General features: G+C 45.8%; 26 protein-coding genes and 1 pseudogene. 11 read left to right on the forward strand and 16 right to left on the reverse strand.

Features of this window, described 5'->3' with window-relative positions:
• The first annotated feature begins 46 nt into the window (after window positions 1–46).
• On the forward strand, window positions 47–406 hold the full coding sequence (locus EWA64_RS17140) for a hypothetical protein (RefSeq protein WP_081946628.1): 360 nt from the start codon (window positions 47–49) through the stop codon (window positions 404–406).
• A gap of 54 nt (window positions 407–460) precedes the next feature.
• On the opposite strand, the gene EWA64_RS17145 is transcribed toward EWA64_RS17140, so the two are convergent.
• Window positions 461–1,372, reverse strand: a complete 912-nt coding sequence (locus EWA64_RS17145) for a LysR family transcriptional regulator (RefSeq protein WP_039432924.1) — start codon at window positions 1,370–1,372, stop codon at window positions 461–463.
• Window positions 1,373–1,658: 286 nt separating this feature from the next.
• Here EWA64_RS17145 and EWA64_RS17150 point away from each other — a divergent pair, with 286 nt between their 5' ends.
• Window positions 1,659–2,903 (forward strand): MDR family MFS transporter, encoded by a 1,245-nt coding sequence (locus EWA64_RS17150; RefSeq protein ID WP_061893235.1) that lies wholly within the window; start codon window positions 1,659–1,661, stop codon window positions 2,901–2,903.
• 29 nt (window positions 2,904–2,932) lie between these two features.
• Here the strand turns inward: EWA64_RS17150 and EWA64_RS17155 are convergent, their stop codons facing one another.
• Both EWA64_RS17155 and EWA64_RS17160 read right to left on the reverse strand, forming a co-directional pair.
• On the reverse strand, window positions 2,933–3,280 hold the full coding sequence (locus tag EWA64_RS17155; RefSeq protein WP_061893236.1) for a hypothetical protein: 348 nt from the start codon (window positions 3,278–3,280) through the stop codon (window positions 2,933–2,935).
• 9 nt (window positions 3,281–3,289) lie between these two features.
• The gene (locus EWA64_RS17160) at window positions 3,290–5,662 is read right to left on the reverse strand and encodes a S8 family serine peptidase (protein ID WP_061893237.1); all 2,373 of its coding nucleotides are present in this window, start codon (window positions 5,660–5,662) and stop codon (window positions 3,290–3,292) included.
• Between the two features lie 441 nt (window positions 5,663–6,103).
• On the opposite strand from EWA64_RS17160, the gene EWA64_RS17165 reads away from it, so the two are divergent.
• The 3 genes from EWA64_RS17165 (at window position 6,104) to tdh (ending at window position 9,893) form a co-directional block, all read left to right on the forward strand.
• Window positions 6,104–7,357 (forward strand): SGNH/GDSL hydrolase family protein, encoded by a 1,254-nt coding sequence (locus EWA64_RS17165; protein ID WP_061893238.1) that lies wholly within the window; start codon window positions 6,104–6,106, stop codon window positions 7,355–7,357.
• A 233-nt stretch (window positions 7,358–7,590) separates the two neighbouring features.
• Window positions 7,591–8,784 (forward strand): glycine C-acetyltransferase, encoded by a 1,194-nt coding sequence (locus tag EWA64_RS17170; RefSeq protein WP_039426993.1) that lies wholly within the window; start codon window positions 7,591–7,593, stop codon window positions 8,782–8,784.
• A 77-nt stretch (window positions 8,785–8,861) separates the two neighbouring features.
• Complete coding sequence (gene tdh / locus EWA64_RS17175; protein WP_061893239.1) at window positions 8,862–9,893, forward strand: L-threonine 3-dehydrogenase; 1,032 nt, start codon at window positions 8,862–8,864, stop codon at window positions 9,891–9,893.
• A gap of 304 nt (window positions 9,894–10,197) precedes the next feature.
• Here tdh and EWA64_RS17180 read toward each other — a convergent pair whose 3' ends face one another.
• From EWA64_RS17180 to EWA64_RS17225, 10 genes and pseudogenes are all read right to left on the reverse strand, one after another.
• Window positions 10,198–11,088 (reverse strand): Atg14 domain-containing protein, encoded by an 891-nt coding sequence (locus EWA64_RS17180; RefSeq protein ID WP_061893240.1) that lies wholly within the window; start codon window positions 11,086–11,088, stop codon window positions 10,198–10,200.
• Window positions 11,089–11,198: 110 nt separating this feature from the next.
• A complete protein-coding gene (locus EWA64_RS17185) occupies window positions 11,199–11,657 on the reverse strand; it encodes a hypothetical protein (RefSeq protein WP_244881403.1) in 459 nt (152 codons plus the stop codon).
• A gap of 305 nt (window positions 11,658–11,962) precedes the next feature.
• Window positions 11,963–13,570 (reverse strand): DUF2326 domain-containing protein, encoded by a 1,608-nt coding sequence (locus EWA64_RS17190; protein ID WP_061893241.1) that lies wholly within the window; start codon window positions 13,568–13,570, stop codon window positions 11,963–11,965.
• Entirely contained in the window at window positions 13,564–13,785 is a 222-nt protein-coding gene (locus tag EWA64_RS17195; RefSeq protein WP_061893242.1) for an ABC-three component system middle component 7, read from the reverse strand. The genes EWA64_RS17190 and EWA64_RS17195 overlap by 7 nt, the downstream gene beginning before the upstream one ends.
• Window positions 13,782–14,549, reverse strand: coding sequence for an ABC-three component system protein (locus EWA64_RS17200; protein WP_212590084.1), 768 nt, complete (start codon window positions 14,547–14,549; stop codon window positions 13,782–13,784). Before EWA64_RS17200 ends, EWA64_RS17195 begins: the two co-directional genes overlap by 4 nt.
• A gap of 176 nt (window positions 14,550–14,725) precedes the next feature.
• On the reverse strand, window positions 14,726–15,409 hold the full coding sequence (locus EWA64_RS17205; RefSeq protein ID WP_139045605.1) for a hypothetical protein: 684 nt from the start codon (window positions 15,407–15,409) through the stop codon (window positions 14,726–14,728).
• A gap of 241 nt (window positions 15,410–15,650) precedes the next feature.
• Window positions 15,651–15,779 (reverse strand): hypothetical protein, encoded by a 129-nt coding sequence (locus tag EWA64_RS17210; protein ID WP_264299421.1) that lies wholly within the window; start codon window positions 15,777–15,779, stop codon window positions 15,651–15,653.
• Between the two features lie 96 nt (window positions 15,780–15,875).
• Complete coding sequence (locus tag EWA64_RS17215; RefSeq protein WP_061893244.1) at window positions 15,876–16,403, reverse strand: hypothetical protein; 528 nt, start codon at window positions 16,401–16,403, stop codon at window positions 15,876–15,878.
• A gap of 348 nt (window positions 16,404–16,751) precedes the next feature.
• The gene (locus EWA64_RS17220) at window positions 16,752–17,387 is read right to left on the reverse strand and encodes a hypothetical protein (RefSeq protein ID WP_061893245.1); all 636 of its coding nucleotides are present in this window, start codon (window positions 17,385–17,387) and stop codon (window positions 16,752–16,754) included.
• A gap of 176 nt (window positions 17,388–17,563) precedes the next feature.
• A pseudogene (locus tag EWA64_RS17225) lies at window positions 17,564–17,716 on the reverse strand (alpha/beta hydrolase); the annotation flags it as partial.
• 101 nt (window positions 17,717–17,817) lie between these two features.
• Between EWA64_RS17225 and EWA64_RS17230 the strand changes: the two are divergent.
• The 3 genes from EWA64_RS17230 (at window position 17,818) to EWA64_RS17240 (ending at window position 19,752) form a co-directional block, all read left to right on the forward strand.
• Entirely contained in the window at window positions 17,818–18,597 is a 780-nt protein-coding gene (locus EWA64_RS17230) for a substrate-binding periplasmic protein (protein ID WP_082796592.1), read from the forward strand.
• 288 nt (window positions 18,598–18,885) lie between these two features.
• Window positions 18,886–19,098, forward strand: coding sequence for a transcription antiterminator/RNA stability regulator CspE (gene cspE, locus EWA64_RS17235; protein ID WP_039427009.1), 213 nt, complete (start codon window positions 18,886–18,888; stop codon window positions 19,096–19,098).
• A gap of 450 nt (window positions 19,099–19,548) precedes the next feature.
• Window positions 19,549–19,752: a hypothetical protein gene (locus EWA64_RS17240; RefSeq protein ID WP_039427011.1), complete on the forward strand. Its 204-nt coding sequence runs from the start codon at window positions 19,549–19,551 to the stop codon at window positions 19,750–19,752.
• A gap of 63 nt (window positions 19,753–19,815) precedes the next feature.
• On the opposite strand, the gene EWA64_RS17245 is transcribed toward EWA64_RS17240, so the two are convergent.
• Both EWA64_RS17245 and EWA64_RS17250 read right to left on the reverse strand, forming a co-directional pair.
• Window positions 19,816–20,529, reverse strand: a complete 714-nt coding sequence (locus tag EWA64_RS17245) for an AraC family transcriptional regulator (RefSeq protein ID WP_061893246.1) — start codon at window positions 20,527–20,529, stop codon at window positions 19,816–19,818.
• Between the two features lie 49 nt (window positions 20,530–20,578).
• Window positions 20,579–21,040 (reverse strand): carboxymuconolactone decarboxylase family protein, encoded by a 462-nt coding sequence (locus EWA64_RS17250; protein ID WP_061893247.1) that lies wholly within the window; start codon window positions 21,038–21,040, stop codon window positions 20,579–20,581.
• Between the two features lie 384 nt (window positions 21,041–21,424).
• On the opposite strand from EWA64_RS17250, the gene EWA64_RS17255 reads away from it, so the two are divergent.
• Window positions 21,425–22,993 carry a methyl-accepting chemotaxis protein gene (locus EWA64_RS17255; RefSeq protein WP_061893248.1) on the forward strand — a complete coding sequence of 523 codons (1,569 nt, stop codon included), beginning with the start codon at window positions 21,425–21,427 and terminating at the stop codon, window positions 22,991–22,993.
• Between the two features lie 63 nt (window positions 22,994–23,056).
• Here the strand turns inward: EWA64_RS17255 and EWA64_RS17260 are convergent, their stop codons facing one another.
• A complete protein-coding gene (locus EWA64_RS17260; RefSeq protein WP_061893249.1) occupies window positions 23,057–23,461 on the reverse strand; it encodes a helix-turn-helix domain-containing protein in 405 nt (134 codons plus the stop codon).
• A gap of 92 nt (window positions 23,462–23,553) precedes the next feature.
• Between EWA64_RS17260 and EWA64_RS17265 the strand changes: the two genes are divergently transcribed.
• Window positions 23,554–24,048 (forward strand): DUF2938 domain-containing protein, encoded by a 495-nt coding sequence (locus tag EWA64_RS17265; RefSeq protein ID WP_061893250.1) that lies wholly within the window; start codon window positions 23,554–23,556, stop codon window positions 24,046–24,048.
• Window positions 24,049–24,304: 256 nt separating this feature from the next.
• The gene (gene trpS / locus EWA64_RS17270; protein WP_061893251.1) at window positions 24,305–25,327 is read left to right on the forward strand and encodes a tryptophan--tRNA ligase; all 1,023 of its coding nucleotides are present in this window, start codon (window positions 24,305–24,307) and stop codon (window positions 25,325–25,327) included.
• Window positions 25,328–25,391: the final 64 nt, after the last annotated feature.

Consider the following 25,391-nt stretch of genomic DNA (forward strand, 5'->3'; position numbering starts at 1 on the left):
GCCGCTTTACTATAAGCTTTTTGCAAACCTTCAACCCGTAATGGCAATGCGTTTCTCCCGATTCAATCGCGCTATGTTGCTGGCAACCGCCTTGAGCTGGACGCTGGTATCACTGATGCCTGTTATCAATGCACATGGTAGCAGCGCTGGCGTGTGGGCGACACTTTGTACACTGAACGGGTTTGAACTAGTGCAGATCGAAGAGGGCGATCAAAGGCCAACACACAGCGGCAAGCCCTGTCCGTTCAGCCATTTTTCTACTTTCCATCAAGATTCACTTCCAACTACACCTTTACTTTCCCGACTGAGCTTCGTTATTTCAGACAGCTACACTTTTTTGGCTCTAAGTGTACGATTTGAAAGACAAGTTCCGAGAGGGCCGCCGTCAGATCCTTTTGTCGCTTAAACCCTTGCAGTTCACCTCTCCTCATTGACATTATTTTGTCTTTTCTAAAGCGCGTTAAAACACCAAACTTTCATTCACAAAATCAATAAACACCCTCAGCCTCGCGGGCATGTACTTGCTTTGTGGGTATTGCATGGCGATCGCGCCGTGATAATTACTTTTGATCATCCAATCAGACAGTACTTCCACCACTTCGCCACGCTCTCGCGCTTCGCGGATAACAAAATCATGGAAGATGCCAATGCCTAGCCCTTGCTTGACGCCGTTAAGGCGCATCTGCGAGTGGTTGACGGCATAGCAGCCGGACACCGCGACGGAGTGCAACTCTTCCTCTTTGGAGAACGACCAGAGGTTGTCTTTGTCGTTTTCTGCCAGATACAGGCAATCGTGCTGCACCAATTCGGTCGGGTGATGCGGGGTGCCTCTGCGCTCAAGGTAATCTGGCGAGGCGCACAGTACTAAACGGGTTTTGCTGATCTCTTTGAGCACCAAGTTTTCATCGGGTTTGTCCGTGAGTTTAAACGCCAGATCGATCCCATCGCGGAACAGGTCAATTTCTCCGTCTGCGGCTCGCAGCTTAAGTTGGATGTGCGGATAGCGAGTCAAAAATGGCACCACAAACGGCTGCAATACCGAATTAAGAAACGCTTCGGGTGCGGCGACCGTTAACGCGCCAGAAGGTTCGCCGTGTTCAGCTTCCGAGACTTCAATCGCCTGCTGTGCCGCGTTCACCATCGCGATGCTTTGGTCATAAACCTTTTGCCCAGCTTGCGTGATGATCAATTTACGCGTGGTGCGTTCAAAGAGTTTCACCTTTAAGGCCTGTTCAAGACGGGTAATGAGTTTGCTCAGCGCCGAAGGCGTGACGCCGAGTTTTTTGGCCGCTGCGGTGAAGCTTCCTTCGTTGACGACCAAAATAAAGCTGGCGAGATCAGGCAGTAAAGCGATGAGTTTCGGATTAACCATAGGGTGCTATCTCTTTTAGCAAAGCGCAGATCGGGCGAGCATTGTAACAGAAAGGGCACAAATCACTGCAAGGGGAAGGGAAATGAGCGCGAATTTTGCCTCTCTGAGAGGAGTGATGAATGAATCATCGCCAATAAAATTTGTGACTATTATTTTTGTTAACAACTTTTGTTAACAACGGGTTACATATCCTGCATTGTGCCCCTATACTGGGCGAATTATTCATCTAATCACCTATTTACGCCTGCCATCAGGTCGTTCACGTCAGTCAGAGCAAGGAGCCACAATGCAAGAAGAGAGTTTGTTTCAAAGAGAGCGTGTCAGGCGGTTCAATTTTTCGGTTTGGACAGTGCTCAGCGGTACTTTGCTGGCGCGAACCAGTTACTTTATGGCGTGGCCATTTCTGATTGTGTTCTTGTATCAAGATTACGGCGCGAGCGCGGCGCAAATTGGTGGCATGCTGGCAGGTTCGGCGATTGTAGGCGCTTTGACCGGCCTTTATTCGGGCTATTTGTCAGACAAATTTGGCCGAAAATGGGTGATGGTGTGCGGCAGCTTGGTTGCCGCGGCGGCGTATTCTGGCATCGCACTGGCGAGCGAATTGTGGCACTTCTATTTCCTTATTTTACTGGCGGGCTTAATGCGGCCAATGATTGAAGCGCCTGCCAAAGCGGTGCTTGGCGATAACTTAGCCGATGTAAAAGATCGCGAACTGGCGATGAATATTCGTTATTTCTTACTCAATTTGGGTGGCGCGATTGGCCCACTGCTCGGGGTGACGATTGGGTTGAGCTCACCGCAGCATCTGTTTTACATCACGGGTGTCACGTATCTTCTCTACACCTGCTGGCTGTTTTTTGGTATTGAGCGCAAGCAGGCGTTTAGCAAGCCCGATCCCTCCCAACTGCCGAATTTTCGCGCCACTCTCAAGGTCATCAGCCGTGATGCGATTTTCGTAAAGTTGATGATCGCCAACTTCCTGATGATGTTTGTGTACGCGCAGTTGGATTCGTCTATTCCGCAAGTGATTGTTCGCTCTGACATCATCGATGCGGCGAAGATTGTCGCCGGCCTGGTTTTGGTCAACACCATGACGATCATTGTTTTTCAGTTTCCGATGTTGAAATGGCTGGAGCATGTGCCGCTGTTTGCGCGCACCCGCATCGGCATGATCCTCATGGCGTTGGCGCAGGTTGGCTTTATGCTCACGCCAGCCGATATGCCGCTCGGCTGGGGGCTGGCCTGCTTTGTTATGAGCCTTGGGGAAGTGATCGCCTTTCCTACTCTCAACGTGCAGATTGACCGTTTGGCACCTGCGCACTTGCGCGGATCCTACTTCGGTGCAGCGGCGCTTTATTCGCTCGGTTTTGCTGTGTCTCCGCTGATTGGCGGGATGATGCTTGATTCGTTGAGTTCCAACTGGTTGTTCGGTCTCTGTTTTGTGTTGTGTCTTGCGATGATCTGGCTCTACTGGTTGGCGGAGCATCATTTACCGCGTGATGTGCCGCAAGCGGTCAGTGCTGAAAGGTAAAAATAACGCCCCGTGATGGGGCGTTATGCTTATTGCGCGTAGAGCATCCTCGTTGGTTCTGGCTCGGTGTAATCAATCAACTCGCTGTGGCTAAGCTGTTCGATCTGCTGTTTCTCACCAGTCACCACCAACACTTGTTGTTTGACGAGGGCATCTACGATTTCAATCTCGTAGGAGCGAAGAAGCTCACGCACTTGCTGCTCTTTACCTGCCTGATATTTGACGAAATAACGGGCAGGGGCAGCCGCGGCTTGTTGCACACGTTTATCGACCACCGGAAAGCCTGCGTTGTTGGCGTGTGACTGTGGCATAAACGTTAGCGCAGTGATCGTGGTGAGCACCACACCGCCAACTGACCATAAAATGCGCTTCTTCATACTCTCTCCTTATTGAAATGACAGGGTCCAGCTATTGATGGTGCCTGTGTCTTGTTTGGCACTATCGACCACTTTAAGTTGCCAAGTTCCCTTCGCCTCATAGCCAGTAAAATCGGCCGATAGCGTGGTGCGAATGTCGTTGGCAGAACCGCCGCTGTTATTGTGCAGAACCACTTGGCCGCCCGTTGGGGAGATCAAAGTGACCTTGAGATCGCCGATATAAGTATGGCTGATGTTCAGATCGACGCTGACATTGCCCGCATCGCCGCTGCGCAGCACATTGATCTCACTCACCGCGCCTGCCGATGCGTTATCAGGGATCGCCACTGCGTTGGCATTGGTGTAGCTCGAAGGCGTTTGGCCGTCCGTCGGTTGATCGCTGCCGTTATGCGTAGCGGTTAACGAAGCGCCGGAATAAGCCGCGTAACCATAGACCAGCACTTCATAGGTACCCGCTTGGGTGACATTAAGATTACAGCTTTCACCGTTGCCACTTTGCCAAGAGCGACAATCGTAGCTGCTGGTGGTCGGCGTGCCGTTAAAGCGCACATACATATCCGCATCGCCCGTGCCGCCGATTAAATTAAAGGTGGCTTGAGTGGCATCGGCTGGAACGTCAAAAGTAAACACGGCACTGGTTTTCTCATCGCCAGAGAGTGGGCCTTTGGCTACGCCGTTTTCCAGCGCGTTTCCATCAGGATCGACAGGTCCTGTTGGGCCGTCACAACTCGCATCCAGATACGCTTTCGCCGCATCGGCGTTGATCAAGCCATAGCCAGTGCGGTTATCGCGGCCAGCAACGTCGATGTCGGTTGCGGTAGCGCGAAGCGCTTTACGCACTTGCTGCGCGCTGCAAGTTGGATGGTAACTCCACACCAGCGCGGCAACACCGGTGACATGTGGGGTCGCCATGGAAGTACCGTTGTAGTACTCGTAATCTTTGCCTGTTTCGGTGGACACAGTGACGCTGCTGCCCACTTGGTTAGCCAGTTCCAAACCAAGCTGACGGTCGACAGTCACCGACACCATGCGGTAGCGGTTGTTGTCATCCAGCACAAACGGGTTTTGCAGGCCAGGTAGCGCTTGGTTACTGTAGACAATCGCCGCTTTCGCGCCAGCGTTGTAACAGGCTTTGACCGCATCGATTTCCGGATCGAGCGTCGCGGTTTGGTTGTCAATACGTTCGGTGAGACAGACTTTGTTGCTCATATCGCCACAATTGTAGCTGCCTGATGAGACATCACAACTTGCCAGTGGCGCGGTGACACTGCCGGCAACCGGTGCTGGCGCGTAATTGCTGCCGCTGACGATCAAGCGGTTGTGCGGTACGACCCCACGATCAAAGTAGCTGTTACCAGAGAGTGAAATGTCCGACAAAATTCCTTCACCTACCGTCACGGTCGACAAAATGGCCATGCCCGGCGCAGCAACTTCAACTTGGTTTGTCGCCTGAGAAAATGCCGCGTGATCGTTTTGGTTATCCACCGCCGCTACTGAAACCACCGAGTCGTAAGAGGCCGGATAGCTGTGCGCGGTGTTGCCCGAGTTACCGGCGGCGGCAATCAGCAACACGCCTTGATCGTAAATCGCTTTCAGTGCGGTCTCTTCCGTGCGGCTGGACTGGCTGCCACCTAAGCTCATGTTAACGACATTAGCGCCGTTATCGGCACAGGTTTGAATCGCTTTGACCAAGCTGGAAGAGTAACCCCAACCCGACTCGTTAAATACTTTAACGATGTGCAGATTGACGTTCTGATTCGGCATGATCCCTTTCACCCCTTCGCCGTTCGCAATTGCCGCGATGGTGCCTGCCACGTGGGTGCCGTGGGCGTTATTGTTGCCCGGATCGCTCCACGCGCCAGTGCCACTGTCGTTGCTGCCATTGACGCGGTTACCACTCAAATCGTTGTGATTGAGATCGTAGCCGGAGTCGATGATACACACAGTGCGGTTGCCTGCGCTGCCGTCATCCAGCCGCTGCGCGTTGACCGCGCCGTAGCCCCATGGGGTGGTTTCACTCAGCAGATAGCGCGGAGGGTCAATTTCCACGTATTCCACTTCGGCGTTGTTTTGCAGTGCAGCAAGCTCATTGCTATCGATTTCAACGCTGTACAGCGCTTGGCGGCCGAGTTTTTCCACTTGGCGCGCGTTGACTTGGTTAAGCACCGCTTCTCGGACCAAATTCGGGCCGAAAAATGGGTTGCTTGCCATGGTCGAACGTGTTTGAAGGTCGTCTTTAAACTTTACTATGTATTTGGTTGGAAGGTCTGCCTCGTTGAAGCCAATACCGGGTGCAGCGAGCGCTGATGCTGATGCGGTGATCGCCACAGCGATAGCAGATAGGGAAAAGATCCCTTTGGTTTTTTTTGTTGTGTAGTGCATTTGCTCTATTCCTTTTTGAGCTGTTTTTTATTCACTTTATCCTCATGAAAAGTCACTTTTGTGCGCGATTCATGAGCTGTCTAGCTATAGCTTATGGTTATAAAATGCCAAGATAATCGTGTCTTGAATGATAAGAATTGTACAAAATGTCACCCAATAAACAGCAAGGGTGAACATCACTTGTTCATTGAAAGTGCTTATAAAGCAAATGGTTAATTGATGAAAATTGCATGTTAAATTATTGTTAGTGAGTAATTATTCTATTTTTTATAAAATAATCTTTAATTGATAGAATGAATCTTTTTTGACTTTGCTACCAGATTTGGAAAATTGCATATTTAGGTGGTTGACTCGATAGAGTATCTGCTCAAAATGGGAAAGCTGTCAGTGAGAAATTCTCTCATTTGCCAGTTTACAATCATAAAACAAGAAGATAATTCTATGAAAAAGATGACAATACTGCTGGGGGCTCTGTTACCCCTCGCTTCTGCAGTGGCCGCTGAGCCAGCGCTCTCTCCTGAATCCATAACGACTGCGCAAGTGGTCAGTACGCAAAACAAACAAACCTACACCTATGTTCGCTGCTGGTATCGCACCGGAAACTCTCATAACGATTCGGCAACGGATTGGCAATGGGCACAAAATCCCGATGGGAGCTACTACACTCTCAATGGCTATTGGTGGAGTTCGGTCTCTTTTAAAAACATGTTTTACACCAATACCTCGCAAAACGTGATTAAACAGCGTTGTGAAGAGACGCTTGGTGTGAGCCATGAAAACGCCGATATCACTTTCTTTGCTGCCGACAATCGTTGGTCGTACAACCACACGATTTGGACCAATGATCCGGTGATGCAAGCCGATCAAATCAACAAGATGGTCGCATTTGGCGACAGCTTGTCGGATACCGGCAACATCTTTAATGCCGCGATGTGGCGTTTCCCCAACCCTAATACTTGGTTCCTCGGTCACTTCTCCAACGGCTTTGTCTGGACGGAATACATCGCCCAAGAGAAAAAACTGCCGCTATATAACTGGGCCGTGGGCGGCGCGGCAGGCTCGAATCAATACATCGCGCTGACAGGGGTAGGGGATCAGGTCTCTTCTTATCTGACGTACGCCAAAATGGCGAAAAATTACAAGCCAGCCAACACCTTATTTACGCTTGAATTTGGCTTGAATGATTTCATGAACTACAACCGTGAAGTGGCCGATGTGCAAGCGGACTTCGCCAGCGCGTTAGCGCGCCTTACTGATGCTGGTGCGCAAAACATCATGTTGATGACGTTGCCAGATGCGACCAAAGCGCCGCAGTTCAAATACTCGACCGCCGATGAAATCGCCACAGTGCGCGCGAAGATCCTAGAGTTCAACGACTTCATCAAAGCGCAAGCAGCGCTGTACATCCTGCAAGGCTACAACATCACCCTGTACGACACTTACACCCTGTTTGAACAGTTGACCACCAACCCGCAGCAACATGGCTTTGTCAATGCCAGCGACGCGTGTTTGAACATCAACCGTTCGTCGGCGGCGGATTATCTCTACAGCCACAGCTTGACCAACGAGTGCGCGGCGCACAGCTCAGACAAATACGTCTTCTGGGGGGTGACTCACCCAACCACCGCAGTGCACAAATACATCGCCGACAAGATGCTCGAGCCGGGCGCAGGCATGCAGCGTTTTGCTTTTTAAAACATGCTCTTAGCACCTAATCGAAACGGAAGCCAAACGGCTTCCGTTTTTCATTATGATTCTTGCCTCTGATTCACTAATGCTTTTCCAATGTCAGGGATAATCGTTTTCCAAGCCATAGATTACACTTGAAAGTAATAACGGCCATTCGCCTGTGACCCTTGTCACATAAAGGCTGCCCTACAATGAGTCGGCTCTCAAGCCGCCCCCAAACCATCTGGAAGGAATACTCCATGTCTTCAGCATTTTACCAACAGATCCGCAATCAACTTGAAGAAGTGAAAGCGGAAGGCCTGTACAAATCTGAGCGCATCATTACCTCTGATCAGCAAGCGGCGGTGAAAATCGCCAGCGGCGAAGAAGTGCTGAACTTCTGCGCCAACAACTATCTCGGCCTAGCCAATCACCCTGCGCTGATTGAAGCGGCCAAAGAGGGGATGGACAGCCACGGTTTTGGTATGGCGTCGGTACGCTTTATCTGTGGTACGCAAGACATTCACAAACAGCTTGAGCAGAAGCTTTCTCAATTTTTGGGTAAAGAAGACACCATTCTTTACACCTCCTGCTTTGATGCCAACGCTGGCCTGTTTGAAACCCTGCTGGATAAAGAAGACGCCATCATCTCTGACGCGCTGAACCACGCTTCGATCATCGACGGCGTGCGTCTGTGTAAAGCTATGCGTTTTCGCTACAGCAACAACAACATGCAAGAGTTGGAAGAGCAGCTCATCGCGGCAAAAGCAGCGGGCGCGCGCAACATTCTGGTCGTGACCGATGGCGTGTTCTCAATGGACGGTGTGGTTGCCAACCTACCAGCCATTTGTGACCTAGCGGAAAAATATGGCGCATTGACCATGGTCGATGATTCACACGCAGTCGGCTTTATGGGCCCAACAGGTGCAGGCACGCACGAGTATCACAACGTGGTGGATCGCATCGACATCATCACAGGCACGCTTGGCAAAGCGATGGGCGGCGCATCGGGCGGTTACACAGCGGGTAAAAAAGAGGTGATCGACTGGTTGCGTCAGCGCTCTCGTCCGTACCTATTTTCTAACTCGGTAGCACCGGCGATCGTTGCTGCCTCGATTCGCGTGTTGGATCTACTGCAAGAGAGCGGCGATCTGCGTGCTCGCCTGTGGGAAAACGCGGCGCACTTTCGCACCCGCATGACCGAGGCTGGCTTTACAATGGCAGGCGCCGATCACGCCATCATCCCCATCATGCTGGGTGATGCCAAAGTGGCGGCGGAGTTTGCTGAGCGCGCACTCGCCAAAGGCATCTACGTGATCGGTTTTTCCTTCCCAGTGGTACCCAAAGGCCAAGCGCGTATCCGCACGCAGATGTCGGCCGCACACTCTCGCGAGCAGCTTGATAAAGCCATTGATGCGTTTATCGAAGTCGGCAAAGAGATGGGCATTATCTAGGATTCTAGGATTCTAGGATTCTAGGATTCTAGGATTCTAGGATTCTAGGACCTAGGTCCTTTAGTTAAGGTTATATTATGAAAATCAAAGCATTATCAAAGCTTAAGCCTGAAGAAGGCATCTGGATGACCGAAGTGGACAAGCCTGAACTTGGCCACAACGATCTGCTGATCCGTATTAAGAAAACCGCTATCTGTGGCACCGACGTGCACATTTACAACTGGGACGAATGGTCACAAAAAACCATTCCAGTGCCTATGGTCGTCGGCCATGAATACGTGGGCGAAGTGGTCGGTATCGGCCAAGAAGTGCGTGGTTTTGCCATCGGTGACCGCGTTTCTGGCGAAGGCCACATCACGTGTGGTCACTGCCGTAACTGCCGTGGTGGCCGCACGCATTTGTGCCGTAACACCATCGGTGTTGGCGTTAACCGCACAGGCGCGTTTGCTGAATACTTGGTAATCCCAGCGTTCAACGCATTCAAAATCCCAGATGGCATTTCTGACGATCTCGCGTCCATCTTCGACCCATTTGGTAACGCAGTGCACACCGCGCTGTCGTTTGATCTCGTGGGTGAAGATGTGCTGATCACTGGCGCAGGCCCAATCGGCATTATGGCCGCCGCTGTGGCGAAACACGTTGGCGCGCGCCATGTAGTGATCACCGATGTGAACGAATACCGCTTGGATCTTGCGCGTAAAATGGGCGTGACTCGCGCGGTTAACGTGGCAGAGCAAACGCTGGATGATGTGATGGCTGAGCTTGGCATGACAGAAGGCTTCGATGTGGGCCTAGAGATGTCGGGCAACCCATCGGCGTTTAACTCAATGTTAAAAACCATGAACCACGGCGGCCGCATTGCTCTGTTGGGTATTCCACCCTCAGATATGGGCATCGACTGGAACCAAGTGATCTTCAAAGGCTTAGTGATCAAAGGGATCTACGGCCGTGAGATGTTCGAAACTTGGTATAAGATGGCGAGCCTGATCCAATCTGGCCTAGATTTAACGCCAATTATCACCCATCACTTCAAGGTGGACGACTTCCAAAAAGGCTTCGACGCTATGCGTAGCGGGGCTTCCGGCAAAGTCATCCTCGATTGGGAATAAAAAACAAAGCGCTCCGAAAGGGGCGCTTTTTGCATTGGAGACTACTGTGAGCATAAACAGTGAAATGGAAAATAAAGCCCCATTTAGCCCTAGAAAAAGCCCTAATTTAGCCCTAGAAAAAGCCCTAATTTAGCCCTAAAGGCGTTTTCACCATGCCCCAAACCACTCACTTTTAGCCCCAAGGATTTGCTAGCACTCAGAGTTCGAGGATTGTGAAGTCTTTCCTGTGAAAATTGCGTTTCCCCCCAAGTTTACCGAATGCCAGAAATATTACTTGATATAGGTTTGTACTAGACGGAGTGTATTATGAACGTTCCAAAACCAGCTTATATTCATCAAACATCTTTTTGAAGCCATAAGCTGTTTCCGGATGGCTTAGCATATAAACCTCATTCAACCCTGATTGTGATTTTAAGTGAAGTTCCCCATATTGGACGACCGGGATTTGGTAGTTGTCAGCAAAACGCTTGTCTCTACTTCCATCTTTATTTGATTTTACCCATGTATGATCAATCACTTTGGCATCACTAGGAACAGACTCATTCTCAATGAAATTGGTAATACTAAAGTCGATATCAACATCCAGTAGATCAATTAGTGCGAAGTCATTATCGTTTTCGATAAAGAGAAACTGAGGGAATACATGTAAATCCCCACCATTAGCATTTTCAAAGCGAAGTGCTTTATAGTCGCACTGTATTTTGCTGTTGCTTGCCCTCGTTAAGCTTACTTCTTTACGTTCTATGACGTTGTTCGCGGTTGTTCTCTCTGCAATACGATCAATCGACTGTGATGTTGTGACATCCCACACTTTCTTTGTTTTCTGGACTTCTGAGAATCTGTCATCAAGAGTTCCAAAAGCGGCTTCGAGTTTACTAGAAAGTGAAACTTCAAGTCCTAGCTTGTGTTTCTTATAGTCTTGCTCTAGTTGTTCTAGATCCCCATTTATTTTTTCAATACTTTTCTTCTTAGATTCTATCTTGCTCTGAAAAAAAAGCTTCAAAGGAAACCAATTAATCCAAGAAAGATCAAAATTCAGTTCCTTTAGTTGTTGGTTAGCTAAAGCGATCTCCTTTTTAAGCTTATGCTTTCCTCTCTCAATATCTGTAAGAGTGGACTTGAGCTCACTTAAACTTTTAGATGAGAGTCTACCAACCGCTTTACTTTTGAAATAAACCTTATCGAAATTACTCATATTCACTCCTGTTTTGCAAATTTAAAATAGTGTCAATGGCAGTAAAATTATTTCACTCAGTAATTATTAGCTTTAAGGAATTCAGTTTAATCCATTAATTGTTTGACTGTTCAATCGACATGTGATAAGGCTTTCAAACTATCAAAAACAAATGATGACTGGTCGTCTAGAGCGCTGGCTGAATTGATGCTTTGACAGTGACTACAAAATGCTGTCATATATACAAAACTATTTTCTGCATTGCTCTCAGACAAAGTCTTTACTGATAAAACATATGATGAAATTGGGATAAGATGTTCAGCTTTTTCCACTAATTTCTCATATCCTTTTTGAGTATGACTCTCCCCGTTAAAGTTGGAGAACCAAAAATTTATTAACTCGATGGACTTTAGGTCTTTACCCTCAACACAAACTACAATCTCTTTATATTTTTCACCTTTGAGCTCAGTAAAATTGCAAAGATAACGTTCTGAGTTTTCATTTATACTTTGAACTAAAAGCTCCGAAGTTGATGCAGCATTTACGTTAAATACATACAAAGAAAATAAGATAAGGAACAACCTTTTCACCGCAATCTCTCCTAAATCACATAACGCCCGCCTAAGGGGCTGGCAACGCATAACAACCAAACTCAAACACAACAACCGAAACCACCGCGCCTCAATGGGACTGGAAACGCTACGCGTTGACAGTCCCCCTTGAGGCGTTTGCTATGTGTATGAACTCTAAGCTAAAGTTAACCTCACCCCAACATGCTTGATCTATTCATGCTGAAAACTAAGTTGGAAACAAGTCCGCCAATATTATGTGCTTGTTTCGATTGGGACTAGCAAAAAAGCACATAACGCCTCAAACATCAGCGCAGCTTTGCTTGTTATGTTCTGTTATTCCAAGACTTTCCAAAAGCCAACCTATTTGGCCCAAGTGCTAAGAATTCATTATCTTTTATCAATTTTTGAATTTCACTTTTAAATCGATTGATCTTATCTATCGAAATAAACACCTGCTTTTTAGTGGAAGAATATTCCTCAAAAATACCCTCAATTGCATGATCCTCTATATTTGAGAAAACGACCAAGTCGTGGATTAAAGCAGGGAGATATGTATCCTCCAGAAAACTCATATCCAAAGAAAGCATATTCGCATATGCCTTACCTGTTCCTGAATCGTCGTCATGGTCAAACTCGTATCGGGTCTCAGATAATTTAATTTTAGGTGAGACTGGGTTTCCCTTATAAAACTTCTTGATATATTTTGACATAGAGGTATTCAATTTACTTTCAATAGTAGAAAGCGATTTAGCGTAGCTATCAACTATCTTTCCGGAAATCTCTTCAACTTTATCGTCAATTGTAGATTTTATTTCACGAAACCTAATCTGATCGCGAATATCTTTTTCTTCCAATGATAGCGCTAACATTTTATCAACTAGACCAGAAGGTCTACCGACAGCTCTAGCTGATTCAAGTAATTTAGTCTCGGCTGATTTTATTTTAATCTCTAATGATTCAATCTGCTCTTCCAGTAAAGATTTTTCTTCTCTCAACTCAGCTTTAAGAATTTTTTTTATTCCAGAATGAAATTGATCAATTTTAGCAAGTTTATCTATATCGACTTCAGGAAAGTAATCTTTAAGCTTTTCAAAATTCTTTTTGTTAGCAGTGTTTCCGTAAGTCAGGTTATCATTCGTTCTCTTAAGTCTTTTTTTTAAGTGAAATAAACTAGTAACGAGTTCATCCTTCTCGGACTTAATTTTCATATTTTCTTCATTGATAATCTGATTTGCACTTATGGAGTAATTCTCTAGACTATCTTTTATTTTCGTAATTTCGATTGCAAGAACATTCAACCTTGACTCACATTTATCCTTCTGGGATTTAGTGATAGATTTTATATAACCCTCATTAAAGGCACCTTTGAGAACACTTTTCTTCTTTTCAGTAGCAGATTTTTCTTTCTCTAACTCTCTTAAAGAGCCATACAGGGAATACAGCTTGAGCAAATTGGGTTTGATACTTGAATACGGTTCGCTAGGAAAGGAATTCAACGGTTTGTTTGGGTTATAATTATCTTTCCCCCAAATTCTAAAGAATGGATTGACAGCTCCCCTAAAACTCGCACCGTACTCTGGAAAGCAATACACTTCCTTAAGGAAAGATCTGTATTCATCAAGTGATTTTTCAGGCGTGTCTTTTTCGCTCAGAAACGTAACAACCTTTGGGTCATTAGTGCTTCTAGAAAAACTATGCCTAACATCACCAAAAGTGAAATCCATTTCAACGGTAATAATGCCCACATTATCAATAACATCAGAGCATAGTTTTAAAAAATCATCACCAGCAAATGCAAAGTCCAGAAGCATCAACACAGATGATTTACCTATAGAGTTTGCTCCATCATCTGAACCTGTTAGTACATTCAATCCCGAGTTAAACTCCAGCTTCTTCTGAATTAGCTGTGAGCATCTAATCTCTTTTAGCATTTCTTTATTTTCCCTAAATCAAGATCTACATCAATTTCTCCAAGAATATACAAAACATCTAAGGAAAAAATAAATTCATCTAGTCCTATAAATTTTCTCTTAGTGTTTTTGTATAACTCTCCAATTGGTATTTCCTCAAACTGCATGTCTAGTATATACAACATTTTGAATGTTATAGAATCCTTGAAGGATATTGTTTTGCTGGGAGTGATCATGAGTAAATCTCGCAATTTTGAACAAAGAAAGATACGATTATTTCTGAAATTTCTGTGTTCTCACAGTCAGTTACATTCTTTATCCAATCAGCTAAAGCTGAGAAAATCTGCGTTTGATCTAGATTTTGTTTTTTGAGTTTTAAATAGTAGGTTTTAACTTGGCTGTAGATAGTGTCTGATGTATATGGTTCTGTTTTGTCTAGCTCTGAGAATTTTGACTTTATATCGGTGTAGAAATACTTAACATTATTCTTTATCTTTAATTTTACCAAGCCATTCAATGTATCATCAGATTTTGAATCGACTGTAATAGCTTCTAGTGACAATTCTTCTAGAGCATCACCCGAAAATGAAGCTAATGACTCGATAACTTTATTTATCTCATCATCGATAGAATTATCAAACCAACTTTTTCGTAAATCAGATAAGCGTTGAAGCTCTTTTTTTATCGACACTATCTCTCGGTACCCTTCGATGGTACGAGGGTTGTCAAAGACCTTATGACAGTCTCGGCAAAGAGCGATTAGATTTGATTCATCATCAACGTCTTCGCTTAGCCTTTCTTCGTCTTTTAAGAGTTCAAGTTCATGAGGCCTCGGGCTGTTGGGATATATATGAGCAATCTCATAAAGCTTGGTCATTTGGCCTTTGCTTTTTCTCATGAGCGGCTTGTTGCATTTGGGGCAGATACCGCCAACTTCATCGAAAAGAACAAGACCCATGTTTTCAGTCGGCTTCTTTCTTTTAGAGTCTGATTTAGCCACTTAACTTCCTTATATCTTTAAAAATAGCCGCTACGAGCAGCTTCTCGAATGCTTATCAAAGCACATAACGCCCAATCAAGGTGTGACACGCAATACCGATGCTGCCGCATACCACCTTAAACACAAAACCCAACCTTGAACTGGAAATTACAAGCGTTGGAAATCCTTTGTTAGTTTTATTGCTGCAGCAACCCCCTACGAGCATATTCTCCAATAGGAATATTCTCCGAGGCAGCCTGGCTCTTTACTTGATCATATTGCTCAACAGACAAAGATACCTCAATAACCTTTGGTGTATCATCGAAATAAGACAGAATTAGAGGTAAAACTAACAACACTATGCTAAAAAACATAGCCCAACGACTAGGCAGTTTTGCATGCACTGATTCAATAGAGTCTACAAGTTCGTTGGACAACTTAGAAATCAGAAAAATCAACAAAGCGAACACTGAAAATGCTGAAGCGTAACCAAGGTACCCAATATTGGAAGAACATAGAAAGAATAATATGAGCGCTAAAGAATTCCCTATTAGAATAAAGAATGCAGGTGAACAAAATTGTGAGATTCTATTTGATAAATGCTTCAATAATTTTTCACTAGAGCCACGAATTTTTCCAAAAGCTGCTGACACAAGCAGAATAATCACCATTGAAAGTAGCAATATTGAAATTGTGTTAAACGGTATGTGATCAAATAAAAGTGAAGTTAGAAAACCTCTATCCATCTGACTGGGAAGCTCAAATTGACTAAAAAGTAAAAGAAAGAAAGATAAAATGAAACCAAACCCACCGAAAAACATACTATCAGAGTAATTCAGCACTGGTTCTCTCGTAACTTCCGTATATTTATCTATCTTCATATTCACTCCTATAAAACTAACTACCACTAACCAACACACTACCACGCTAACCCTTTCCCCACGCGGCTTACACTGTACAACGACTTCTATCGTACAGTGAGCAACTTGTATCACAAAAACTAATGATATAAACGTCATGTTGTTTCTTTTGCTCACATTATTGAGCATTGCAATGGGAAGCAAAGGTGAAAAGGGCGTTCGGGGCAGAAAAAAGGCCGCTGAAAATGCGGCCTGAACGAGTTTAGCGGTGCTTGTTGACTTGCTTGCACAACCTTTCGCTGACAACGCGTGAGAGTTCGGCGAGTTGTTCTAGATCGCTAAAGCCGACATCGGGCTCTTTGAAATAGTTGATGTACTGGTAGCGGTTCATGATCATTTCATCGGTGCTGCGTGCCCATGATTCAACCTATTGTAAGCCCCAAATGTAAGGCATCCCGAGTCAACTTTGCACCGTTTGCTCGGCATATTACCGATTGCTGCAAGAGAAGAAGCGATCCTCAAACTGATGATTCGTTTCTCGCGTTTTAATCTCGTCTATTGTGCGCAGCGCTGGATTGTCACAAACGGCCGATTTGACGAAGCTTTCACATTTTAAGCTTGAGCTACCGCCCACAGGCAAACAGTGCTCGTCGTAATACCAGTTGGTGATGATGCCAGTTGCATCCATCACGGAAGCCGAGGCGAGCTTGGTATCCACGCCAGTGTGTCTGTCGAAACCGTAGTAGGGCGTTGAGCTGTTGAACGACGCCTCAATGCATTGATAGACGTCGGTCATATGCTGATCGAGTTCAGACACACCACAATCGTGATACGAATCCCTGTTTGCCAATGAGTCCAATACGCTTGCTTGAAACGCTTCAAAGGTGATTTTTTTCTCTTCACCGGTGTTTTGATTGGTCTCTTTCTCCCCATTTGAGTTCGCGACACTGCTGTCATTGCAACCCGCTAACACGGCAAAAAGCAGTAGCATCCAACACTTCGTCTTGCTTTTCATCAAATCTCCTTATTTGTCTAACATGCAGTAGCCGCATACCAACGCGTCAACCGTTATTCTAAGCGATGCATACTGTACAACGACTTGCGTAAAACGTTGAGCAACTTATGTCACATAAACTTATGGATTGAGTGCCAATTTGTTTATTCTGCTCACACTATGCAAAGCAAAAGAGGCAAGGGTTCTGTTTTAGTTCTGGCAGGCTTGAGACGGAAAAGCAGGCCGCTAAAAAAGCGGCCTGCGGAGATTAACGGTGCTTGTTGACTTACTCATTTACGGCAGTGGACTAAGTAAATCGCATCGCTAGTTTGTCGGTGTAATCAATAGTAGAAAATGGAAGCGAAAATACTATTTAGCGCATTCCGTTTTTTCTATTTCTTCATCGCTGGCTACGTTACATAACATTAACTTTTCACTACTCATCGCTTTATTAAAATCACTTTTTGTCGGGTTACCTTGCAGGACAATACTGGTTAATTTAGCGACTTCGGATTTTGTCAATGTTTCATAATCGATATTATATTGTGCAATAATAGGCTGCTCATTGTTCTTTTGATAACAGAGCTTGTTAATATAATGGTCCCCAATATCCACACGGGTCTCATCGTAAAAACCATCTACTGAGATATCGATAGTACAGACTAATGCACCTTGGGATTTTTCATCATTATCTGGCAAGCGGGGAAGGCTGGCAGAAAGATTAAAACGGTTATCCGTACGCTTTAATTGATACGTTTGCATGTTGTGCGACCAGTATCCGGTATACGGAAGATTTGTCTTGTAGCCCCAAATGTCCTCCGAATTAAAGTTGCCAGTGTACGTTAGGTCATTGCATGTATTACGGAAAAAGTGGTAACTGTCGCGATTAACAGAACTATTTTTAACGTGTACTACCTTGGTATCTGCCGCACAATCCCCACTATTATCACCACCACACCCAGACAATACCGCCAAGGTAGTAAGAATTAACAAGCCATTTTTCATTATTTTTCCTCATTCTGAGATTATAATTTTTTAAGACTTGCTGATTATTCAAAGTTTATAAAATCATTCTAGGTAAAAAAAGATATTATTGATCTTCGGTCACACTCGGTAGGGGTAATAAATGCAGTTTCGAATTTTAATTACAGAAAAATAACATATTTTAATATCTTGAGTGTTCAATTTTTGATCATGTTGGCTATGTTTCTAATACAACGTTTCGCAGATTCACAGACTCCAGATAACTGATAAAAGCCATGAATGACGCCTAAATAACGTTCACAGTAAGCTTCCACACCTTGCGAAATCAGGGAGCGATACAACTGTTCACCCGCACTGTCGCCGACAAAAACGCTATGTTCCGTATTCGCGCCTATGGATATTCATACTTTCACCTCCTATGCTTGCTTTATATCAGTGAAGGGGAGCACACATGGTTCATTTTATTCGTCAGTTATGCACTTTTGCTTTGATTGTCTTCGTGACCTTGCCTGTTTCAGCTACGACGACCATTCGGTTAACCTATTCAGATCTTGAGGCTTACCCGTTTCTGATGGGCAATGGCTCTGAAGTGGCGAATCCTCCCGGCTTGGCTTTGGATGTGCTTGATCATGTTGCATCAAAACTTGCTCTAAACATTGAGTATGTTCGACTGCCGGGCAAACGTGCTTTACAAAACATAGATTCTGGTCACGTCGATGGCGGATTTATTTTTTCCTACAACGCGCAGCGTGCACAATTCGCGCGTTATCCGATGAACGGCGATCAGCCTGATGGCACAAAACGCATTGCCACCATTGGGTACTATTTCTACACCTTGGCAGACCACGCCTTGGATTGGGATGGAGAAAATCTTGCCGATACTGAACAACAGATAGGCGCTCATTTAGGGTTTTCTATTGTCAATGAGTTGAAGAAAATGCAGCTCAAAGTACAGGAGGTCAAAACCACAGAACAGCTGTTCCAAATGTTGGAGCTTAAACGCATTTCTGCCATGGCGATTCAAGATACGATGGCCCAGCAGTATATTGCCATTCACAACCTATCAAACGTAAAGCAGGTGGAGCCAGCCATCACGACGAAAGATTACTACTTGGTATTTAGCCACCAGTTTATGGAAGCCAATCCTGAGCTCGCTGAAAAAATATGGCGAGAGATAGAACAAGTCAGAGATGACGTCTATGTAAAGCAGAAAAATCACTATCTTAAATGAGTCAGTTGGTCCTATGGTATCCGTTCAATGTTTGGTAGTGCCATAGGATTTAGTCTTAACCTATTGATTATATTGACTTTTAAAAATAAAGTGAGAAATAGATATCTATTGTACGTACTTCGTGTATAGTGGCGTCAGCTCAAGTAGCGAGCTATTAAAAAGAATACATAGTTCAAGATCTTCTCAGTTTTATTGATTTCATTTGTCATATTCATCCTGCGATACCTTTTTCTTCATTCCTCCCTTAGTAGCTTCATTTTTTAATTTAATTAATTTATCGAGATTCATATGTCAAATAATACAACTGGCCTAGTTAAATGGTTTAACGAAACTAAAGGTTTTGGCTTTATCACTCCAGATAACGGCGGTGCTGATCTGTTTGTTCACTTCCGTTCTATCACAAGCAACGGTTTCAAAACGCTAGCTGAAGGTCAAAAAGTATCTTTCAGTATCGAACAAGGCAACAAAGGCCCACAAGCGGCTAACGTTACTGTTCTGTAAGCGTTTTTGTGAGATCTCGCCTGTTGCCTAGTGATGGCGGGATCTCCATTTTTCTCAATTTAAGCAAGGAGTTAAATGACTCGAAGATCTAACCGTAAAACATATTGGTATTACGTTTTACGTGAGCAAAAAATACCAACCGGACGAAAAGTTATTGTTCAAAATTAAGTATTACCTACACCACAATAAGACTTCTTGGTCATCGACCATCAATCAACTCAATAGTGATGTGTTAAAGCGTCATATTTTGCCCAAAGTCACTACCGATTCTTTTGATTTAAATTTTTCATTTTGCGAGCTTACCAATCAGGGTGAGATAAGAGATCCACAGGGCTTAGTCTTGGGAAGTTTTTATATCTCTGATTAGCACAATGGCTGCTGGTTGAAAAAGAGAACGGAGATCGCAGCGCTAAAGCGAAAACTTTGGGAACTATAATTAGGGGAACTAATATGAAAAAACCAGTGAAGAAAACAGCAAAGAAAATGCGTAAAGCGGATTTTGAAGTTCGATTCGCGACGATGGTTGGAGAATATAACAGTGCGAAAGAAGTGCTCGATGCTCTCCCAGAAGGCTCGCCTGATTATGCAAAGCAGAAAAAAAAGTGTGATAGCTTGTTTGCCGCCGCAGAACGCTTTATCAATACAAATCAATAGCCTAGATTTTTCTTTCAGCAATTTCTACCCAATGATTCACCCATAAAGCAAATCGCGCTGCGTTCAAAGTTTTCCGGGCGTTATCCGCGCGATTGCGCGAAATTCGCGCGTCATATGGGCTTGATCACTAAAACCAAACTGTTGTGAAACCTCCACCAGACTGGCCTCCTTATGCTGGCGTAGATAGTCGATGGCCTTTTTCACTCTTAAAATGCGCTGATACTGCTTGGGCGTCATTTCCATCCAGTGTTTAAACAGGCGTTCGATTTGCCGTTGGCTTAAAGCCATTTGTTCGCCTAAGTCTCCTGGGGAGACATCAAGCTGAATGCACTCGAGTGCTTGCTCCAGTGAGTTTGGGATGAGATCCGTGCGTTGAACATTGTTGCTAAGCCATGTGTAAAGCGTGTCAATCCGGCTTGCGTTGTCGCTGTGTGATTGCAGTTTGTCGTACAAGTCATACAGGCGATAGCGCTGATCCTCTTGCCTTTCGAGTAAGGTTAAATGGCAAAAATGCTGGCCTAACATGCCATAGCCGATGGCTGGATGAAAGCGGATGCCGGCTAGTGTCGCGCCGGGAAAGAGCGTTATCTGCTGCGATTGTTTTTCTACAGGTGAGAGCAGTACGCCGTGGGTGAGCCGCTTTGCTCCCAGTGTTACTTCGCCGCCAAGATGGAACACAATGCCGCTGCCCGCATCGGTGTACAGAGGCTTTATGACAGACTCGCTGTGCCGTTCGCAGACAGAAGCCGACCAAATGCCTTGCACCAACGCAGACAACTGCCCCGAGGGCTGGGACAGTTGAAAGTTGAATGCGGACTGGGGGGATTTACTGTGGTTTATAGCTGCCTACCTCGGGTTTAAACACTTTCACAATACGATTCCAACTGTTAATAGCGTTGATGGCGATGGTCAAATCAACCAAGGTTTTTTCACCGAACGCACTGACCACTTTATCATAGCACTCAGCGTCGACCGTTTTTCCTGCTGTTAAATGTTCAGCCCACTCTAGTGCGGCGATTTCGCTATCTGTATATAAAGGCATGTCGCGCCAAGCGTTTAACCCTAATAGACGTTCCACACTTTCGCCAGCCGCCATCGCGTCTTTGCTGTGCATATCGATACAAAAAGCGCACTGGTTGATCTGCGATACGCGCAGTTTGACCAGCTCCCAAATTTTTACCGTCACGGTTTCGGAAGCACGAAACTGCTCTCGCAAATAGTTTTCCTGCTCGAGCAGAATCTGCATTCCTTTGGCGGCAAGCCCGAAGTAATTGGCACGTAAAGTCATTGTATTTCTCCTCTGTGGTTGTGAAATACACAATAGCTTTTCGCGTCGAGCCAGTATTGAATAATTTCGACATGCACGAGACTTGGGTTACTTAATACGTGCGGTTTGCTTTAGAACAGAGAAACCCTATTTGGTCTATCGATACTCTTTTATCACAATGAGATCTAAGTCCCCCATTCCACAAGATTGATGTCTAATTTGTAAGATTTTATATGTTAAAATTTAGTGCTTAAACTCAGTTTTGATCAATAATTTGCTGCCGATAGTCGGGATGACTGTTTTGCTTTGTTGGTACTGAATTTATCGTCAAGCACGCAATTCTTTCAAATAATGTTGTTTGCCTTGCTATCTCTGCACAGTGAAGTGAGTGAGGCAGGAGGAAATATGAAAAGACTCATCTTAGCGGTCGTGGTTGCTATGTTCGCACTGGCGGCGATTGCCAGTGCCATCTCGACGTCTTATGTCTCGTACCAAGAGATCAATAACGTCATTTTGATTAGCTCGAAAGCGAAAGGGTCACAAATGGCTCTACACGCTGAGTACATTTTAGAAAATTCCAAGCAGCCGATTGATGATCTGCAAGAGATGGTGACGACGCTCAGTCAGCGTTCAGACATCGCTTATGCGATTGTTATCGACAAAAATGTGGCGGCGGTAGCGCACAGTGACAAGCAAAAAATCAATAAAGTCTATAAAGATGAATACACGGTGCTTGGCGCGACACAAGGTGTCGTGCAGCACTCGAAATGGTATGCCGATGTGCAGAAGGTGTGGACTTACGACATCATGTCGCCGATTTATGTTAACGGTCAACTCTACGGCACGTTAGACATCGGTGTGCCAATCACCGAAGTTGACTCGGCGGCGATGGGCATCATCATCACCCAATTAGCCACAACTTGCGGTATGTTCGTGCTGTGTATTGTGGTGTTGGCGGGCTTGATGACCAAACTGTTCCAGCCTCTGACTCGTTTGCAAACCGCGCTTGAAGATATTTCTCAGGGGGACGGCGATTTAACCATGCGCTTGCCCGTTAAGGGCAACGACGAAATCGCCCATATTTCCACCGCATTCAACACCTTTGTCTCAAAAATCAATGACATTATTCAGCAAGTCGTGCGTACCGGCAGTGAACTCAATCAGTCGGCCAATGTAGTGCGTGAGCAGTCGGTGCGAGCACTGACTCGCGGCGATTTGCAGAATGAGCAGTCTACACTGGTGGTGACATCGATGAATGAGATGGTCTCGACCATCAATGAAATTTCTACCAATGCGGCCGGTGCAGCTCAGGCGGCGGGTAATGTGAATAAAGAGACGGCCAACAGCAGTGCGGTATTGCAGTTTGCCACTGAAACCATCAGCAACTTAACCGATGAAATGAACAATACTGCTAATGTGGTGATGGCGCTGGCGGACAGAACGCAATCGATCGAATCGATTCTCGACGTGATTCGCGGGATTTCCGAACAAACCAACCTTCTGGCACTTAACGCGGCGATTGAAGCGGCAAGGGCTGGCGAAGCTGGGCGAGGCTTTGCGGTGGTGGCTGATGAAGTGAGAAATCTGGCGACTAAATCAGCGCAATCGACGGGTGAAATTCAGACCATGATTGACCATTTACAGGCGGAAGCAAAAAGTGCGGTAGCGGCAATGAATGCCAGCCGTGAGCTGACTATCAAAGGTGCAGAAGCCACGCTCGAAGCGCAGCAGGCGATCAGAACTATCGCGTCTCAAGTCTCTTCGATTTTAGATCTCAATACTCAAGTCGCAACCGCCACCGAGCAGCAGTCGAGTGTCACGAAAGAGATCAACTTGAACATGGACTCGCTCAATGAGTCGGTGAGAGAAGGGCTAAGTGCTAGCCAGCAACTGGAAGAAACCAGTAAAACCTTAACCGCGCTGTCGCAAACGCTGGATAAGTATGCGGGGTCGTTTAAAGTCAGTAAGGCGTAACCTTGTTTTTTTAAAAGAGTCGAACTGTTCAAAAGCCCTGAGCGTAACGCTCAGGGCTTTTTCTTACCTCAACTCAGGCAAATGACGCTTTACCGATTTCATCAATTTTTGGAATGAAGGACAGGCCAAATGAGAAGAGTGAGGGCAGTTGGCGACGTGATGTAAACTGTCTCGCACTGCTTTGAGCCGTTTGATCTGTACATCTATCTCTTGGGCTTTGTTATTTAGCATATCGCGATCAAGAACCAGCGCATCTTGCGATGATGTCACTAAAATAGCGGCAATGTCGTTGAGTGATAATCCGGCCAACCTTCCCAGAGAAATCAAGTTCAGTTTCTCCAGTACGTTGGGTGCGTATTGGCGTCTTAGCCCACTTCGTCCAATCGAAATAATCAGTCCTAACTTTTCGTAGTAGCGCAGCGTTGAAGGTGGAAGGCCAGACTGCTTGGCAACTTCGGCAATATCCATAAAATTGTCCATTGACTTAAAGTGAGCTTTAAGTCGTACCATGCGAGCTGATAAACAACAAGCCAATTTTTAGCTTAGAAAAGGAGCATGGAATGGAAACGATGATCGGGTTGCAAGTGATTTTTATTGGCCTTGGAGCAACACTACTCATGGACAGTTGGTCGTGGATTCAACGCAACGTATTTGGCATTGTATCGCTCAATTATGCCTTAGTTGCGCGCTGGATTCTGTGGATCCCAAAGGGAAAATGGATGCATCGCACCATTTTACAAACGCCCAAAGTGGCGGGTGAACAACTGTTCGGATGGTTACTGCATTACGCGATTGGCATCGCCTTCGCCTTCCTTCTCATCGGGTGGAAGGGCGGATATTGGCTTGCTGACCCGTCTTTAAACGATGCCGTTGTCATCGGCATGGCGACCTTGTGCATGCCATTTTTGCTGATTCAGCCTTGCTTGGGATTTGGTGTGGCCGCCAGTAAAACGCCAATGCCTTGGCGAGCACGCGTTTTAAGCTTTATCACCCATCTGGTTTATGGCTCCGGGCTGTTTATCAGTACTCAATTACTGCGCTGGATAACGGCGTGAACGGTGTTCATCTCCAACCAATCGGCTGTTGTGGTTTGAATGCGGTATACATGCGAAAAACAAGCACTTGCCGCATCAACCGATTCTTGTTAGTGTCGTTGGCTATGAATATGATTAATACCTCAACGTCTATTTTTTTCTGGTGGCGCTCTCTCTAGAGCGGCGCGGAATTCTTACATTCTTTAGCTGCTGGAAGGTAGCTAAAGATCACTCTCTTTTTATCTCCAGTAGCGTCCTTTTAACTTGGAGATAACTCATGCAATCAAAACAAACTGAAACCCAAAGCGAAACCATTTTAACCGGCGATAGAGCCACAGGGCCGCTGCACCTTGGTCACTATGTCGGCTCGTTGCAACAGCGCGTCGCGCTGCAAAGCATTCATCAGCAGACCATTTTAGTAGCCGATATGCAGGGGCTGACCGATAACGCCCATCAACCGGAGAAGGTGTCGAGCAATATTTTGAATGTGGTCGCCGACTACTTGGCGGTGGGCATTGATCCTCAGCAAACCACCATCTGTTTGCAGTCGCAATTGCCCGCGTTGGCAGAGCTGACCATGTATTACAGCAATCTCGTTTCCATCGCCCGCTTGGAAAGAAACCCGACAGTGAAAAATGAGATCCACAGCAAAGGCTTTGGCCGTTCCATTCCAGCGGGCTTTTTGACCTATCCGATCTCACAGGCGGCTGACATCAGCGCGTTTCGCGCCACGCTGGTTCCTGTGGGAGACGATCAACTGCCGATGCTGGAACAAACCAATGAAATTGTACGCAAGATCAACAGCCTGGCAGGAAGCGAGGTGCTGCTTGAGTGTCGTGCGCTGCTGAGCAATGCGCCGCGTTTACCCAGCACTGATGGCAAAAACAAGATGTCTAAATCCATGGATAACGCCATCAATCTTGGTGCCAGTGAGCAAGAGATCCGCGCGGCGGTCAAATCGATGTACACCGATCCTAACCACTTACGCGTTGACGCTCCGGGGCAAATCGAAGGCAACGTGGTGTTTACTTATCTGGACGCCTTTCATCCCGATCATGCCTATGTCGCTCAGTTGAAAGAGCAGTATCAGCGCGGTGGTCTGGGCGATGGTACGACCAAGAAAATACTGGAAGAGTGTTTACAAGAGCTGCTCAAACCGATCCGCGAGCGCCGCCAGTGTTACTTGGATGACAAAGCACAGTTGATTGAGATACTGCGCTTGGGCAGCCAGATTGCGCAAGAGAAAACTGCGCAAGTGCTTATCGATGTCCGCGGTGTGTTTGGTTTGAATCTGTTCTGAACTTGCGCAAGGTAGAATGAAAAACAGCCGCTGATGAATCGTGGCTGTTTTAGCCAAAATCTGC

The organism is Vibrio cidicii (assembly GCF_009665415.1).
Classification (GTDB): domain Bacteria; phylum Pseudomonadota; class Gammaproteobacteria; order Enterobacterales; family Vibrionaceae; genus Vibrio; species Vibrio cidicii.

Coding starts and splice junctions, on each gene's coding strand:
- EWA64_RS17160 (WP_061893237.1), bottom strand. CDS start 5,662: ATGCACTACACAACAAAAAAAACCAAAGGGATCTTTTCCCTATCTGCT.
- EWA64_RS17265 (WP_061893250.1), top strand. CDS start 23,554: ATGGAAACGATGATCGGGTTGCAAGTGATTTTTATTGGCCTTGGAGCA.
- EWA64_RS17230 (WP_082796592.1), top strand. CDS start 17,818: ATGGTTCATTTTATTCGTCAGTTATGCACTTTTGCTTTGATTGTCTTC.
- EWA64_RS17255 (WP_061893248.1), top strand. CDS start 21,425: ATGAAAAGACTCATCTTAGCGGTCGTGGTTGCTATGTTCGCACTGGCG.
- EWA64_RS17210 (WP_264299421.1), bottom strand. CDS start 15,779: ATGAACCGCTACCAGTACATCAACTATTTCAAAGAGCCCGATGTCGGC.
- EWA64_RS17180 (WP_061893240.1), bottom strand. CDS start 11,088: ATGAGTAATTTCGATAAGGTTTATTTCAAAAGTAAAGCGGTTGGTAGA.
- EWA64_RS17170 (WP_039426993.1), top strand. CDS start 7,591: ATGTCTTCAGCATTTTACCAACAGATCCGCAATCAACTTGAAGAAGTG.
- EWA64_RS17215 (WP_061893244.1), bottom strand. CDS start 16,403: ATGAAAAGCAAGACGAAGTGTTGGATGCTACTGCTTTTTGCCGTGTTA.
- EWA64_RS17140 (WP_081946628.1), top strand. CDS start 47: ATGCGTTTCTCCCGATTCAATCGCGCTATGTTGCTGGCAACCGCCTTG.
- EWA64_RS17205 (WP_139045605.1), bottom strand. CDS start 15,409: ATGAAGATAGATAAATATACGGAAGTTACGAGAGAACCAGTGCTGAAT.
- EWA64_RS17220 (WP_061893245.1), bottom strand. CDS start 17,387: ATGAAAAATGGCTTGTTAATTCTTACTACCTTGGCGGTATTGTCTGGG.
- tdh (WP_061893239.1), top strand. CDS start 8,862: ATGAAAATCAAAGCATTATCAAAGCTTAAGCCTGAAGAAGGCATCTGG.
- EWA64_RS17240 (WP_039427011.1), top strand. CDS start 19,549: ATGAAAAAACCAGTGAAGAAAACAGCAAAGAAAATGCGTAAAGCGGAT.
- EWA64_RS17150 (WP_061893235.1), top strand. CDS start 1,659: ATGCAAGAAGAGAGTTTGTTTCAAAGAGAGCGTGTCAGGCGGTTCAAT.
- cspE (WP_039427009.1), top strand. CDS start 18,886: ATGTCAAATAATACAACTGGCCTAGTTAAATGGTTTAACGAAACTAAA.
- EWA64_RS17190 (WP_061893241.1), bottom strand. CDS start 13,570: ATGCTAAAAGAGATTAGATGCTCACAGCTAATTCAGAAGAAGCTGGAG.
- EWA64_RS17260 (WP_061893249.1), bottom strand. CDS start 23,461: ATGGATATTGCCGAAGTTGCCAAGCAGTCTGGCCTTCCACCTTCAACG.
- EWA64_RS17145 (WP_039432924.1), bottom strand. CDS start 1,372: ATGGTTAATCCGAAACTCATCGCTTTACTGCCTGATCTCGCCAGCTTT.
- trpS (WP_061893251.1), top strand. CDS start 24,305: ATGCAATCAAAACAAACTGAAACCCAAAGCGAAACCATTTTAACCGGC.
- EWA64_RS17250 (WP_061893247.1), bottom strand. CDS start 21,040: ATGACTTTACGTGCCAATTACTTCGGGCTTGCCGCCAAAGGAATGCAG.
- EWA64_RS17155 (WP_061893236.1), bottom strand. CDS start 3,280: ATGAAGAAGCGCATTTTATGGTCAGTTGGCGGTGTGGTGCTCACCACG.
- EWA64_RS17195 (WP_061893242.1), bottom strand. CDS start 13,785: ATGATCACTCCCAGCAAAACAATATCCTTCAAGGATTCTATAACATTC.
- EWA64_RS17165 (WP_061893238.1), top strand. CDS start 6,104: ATGAAAAAGATGACAATACTGCTGGGGGCTCTGTTACCCCTCGCTTCT.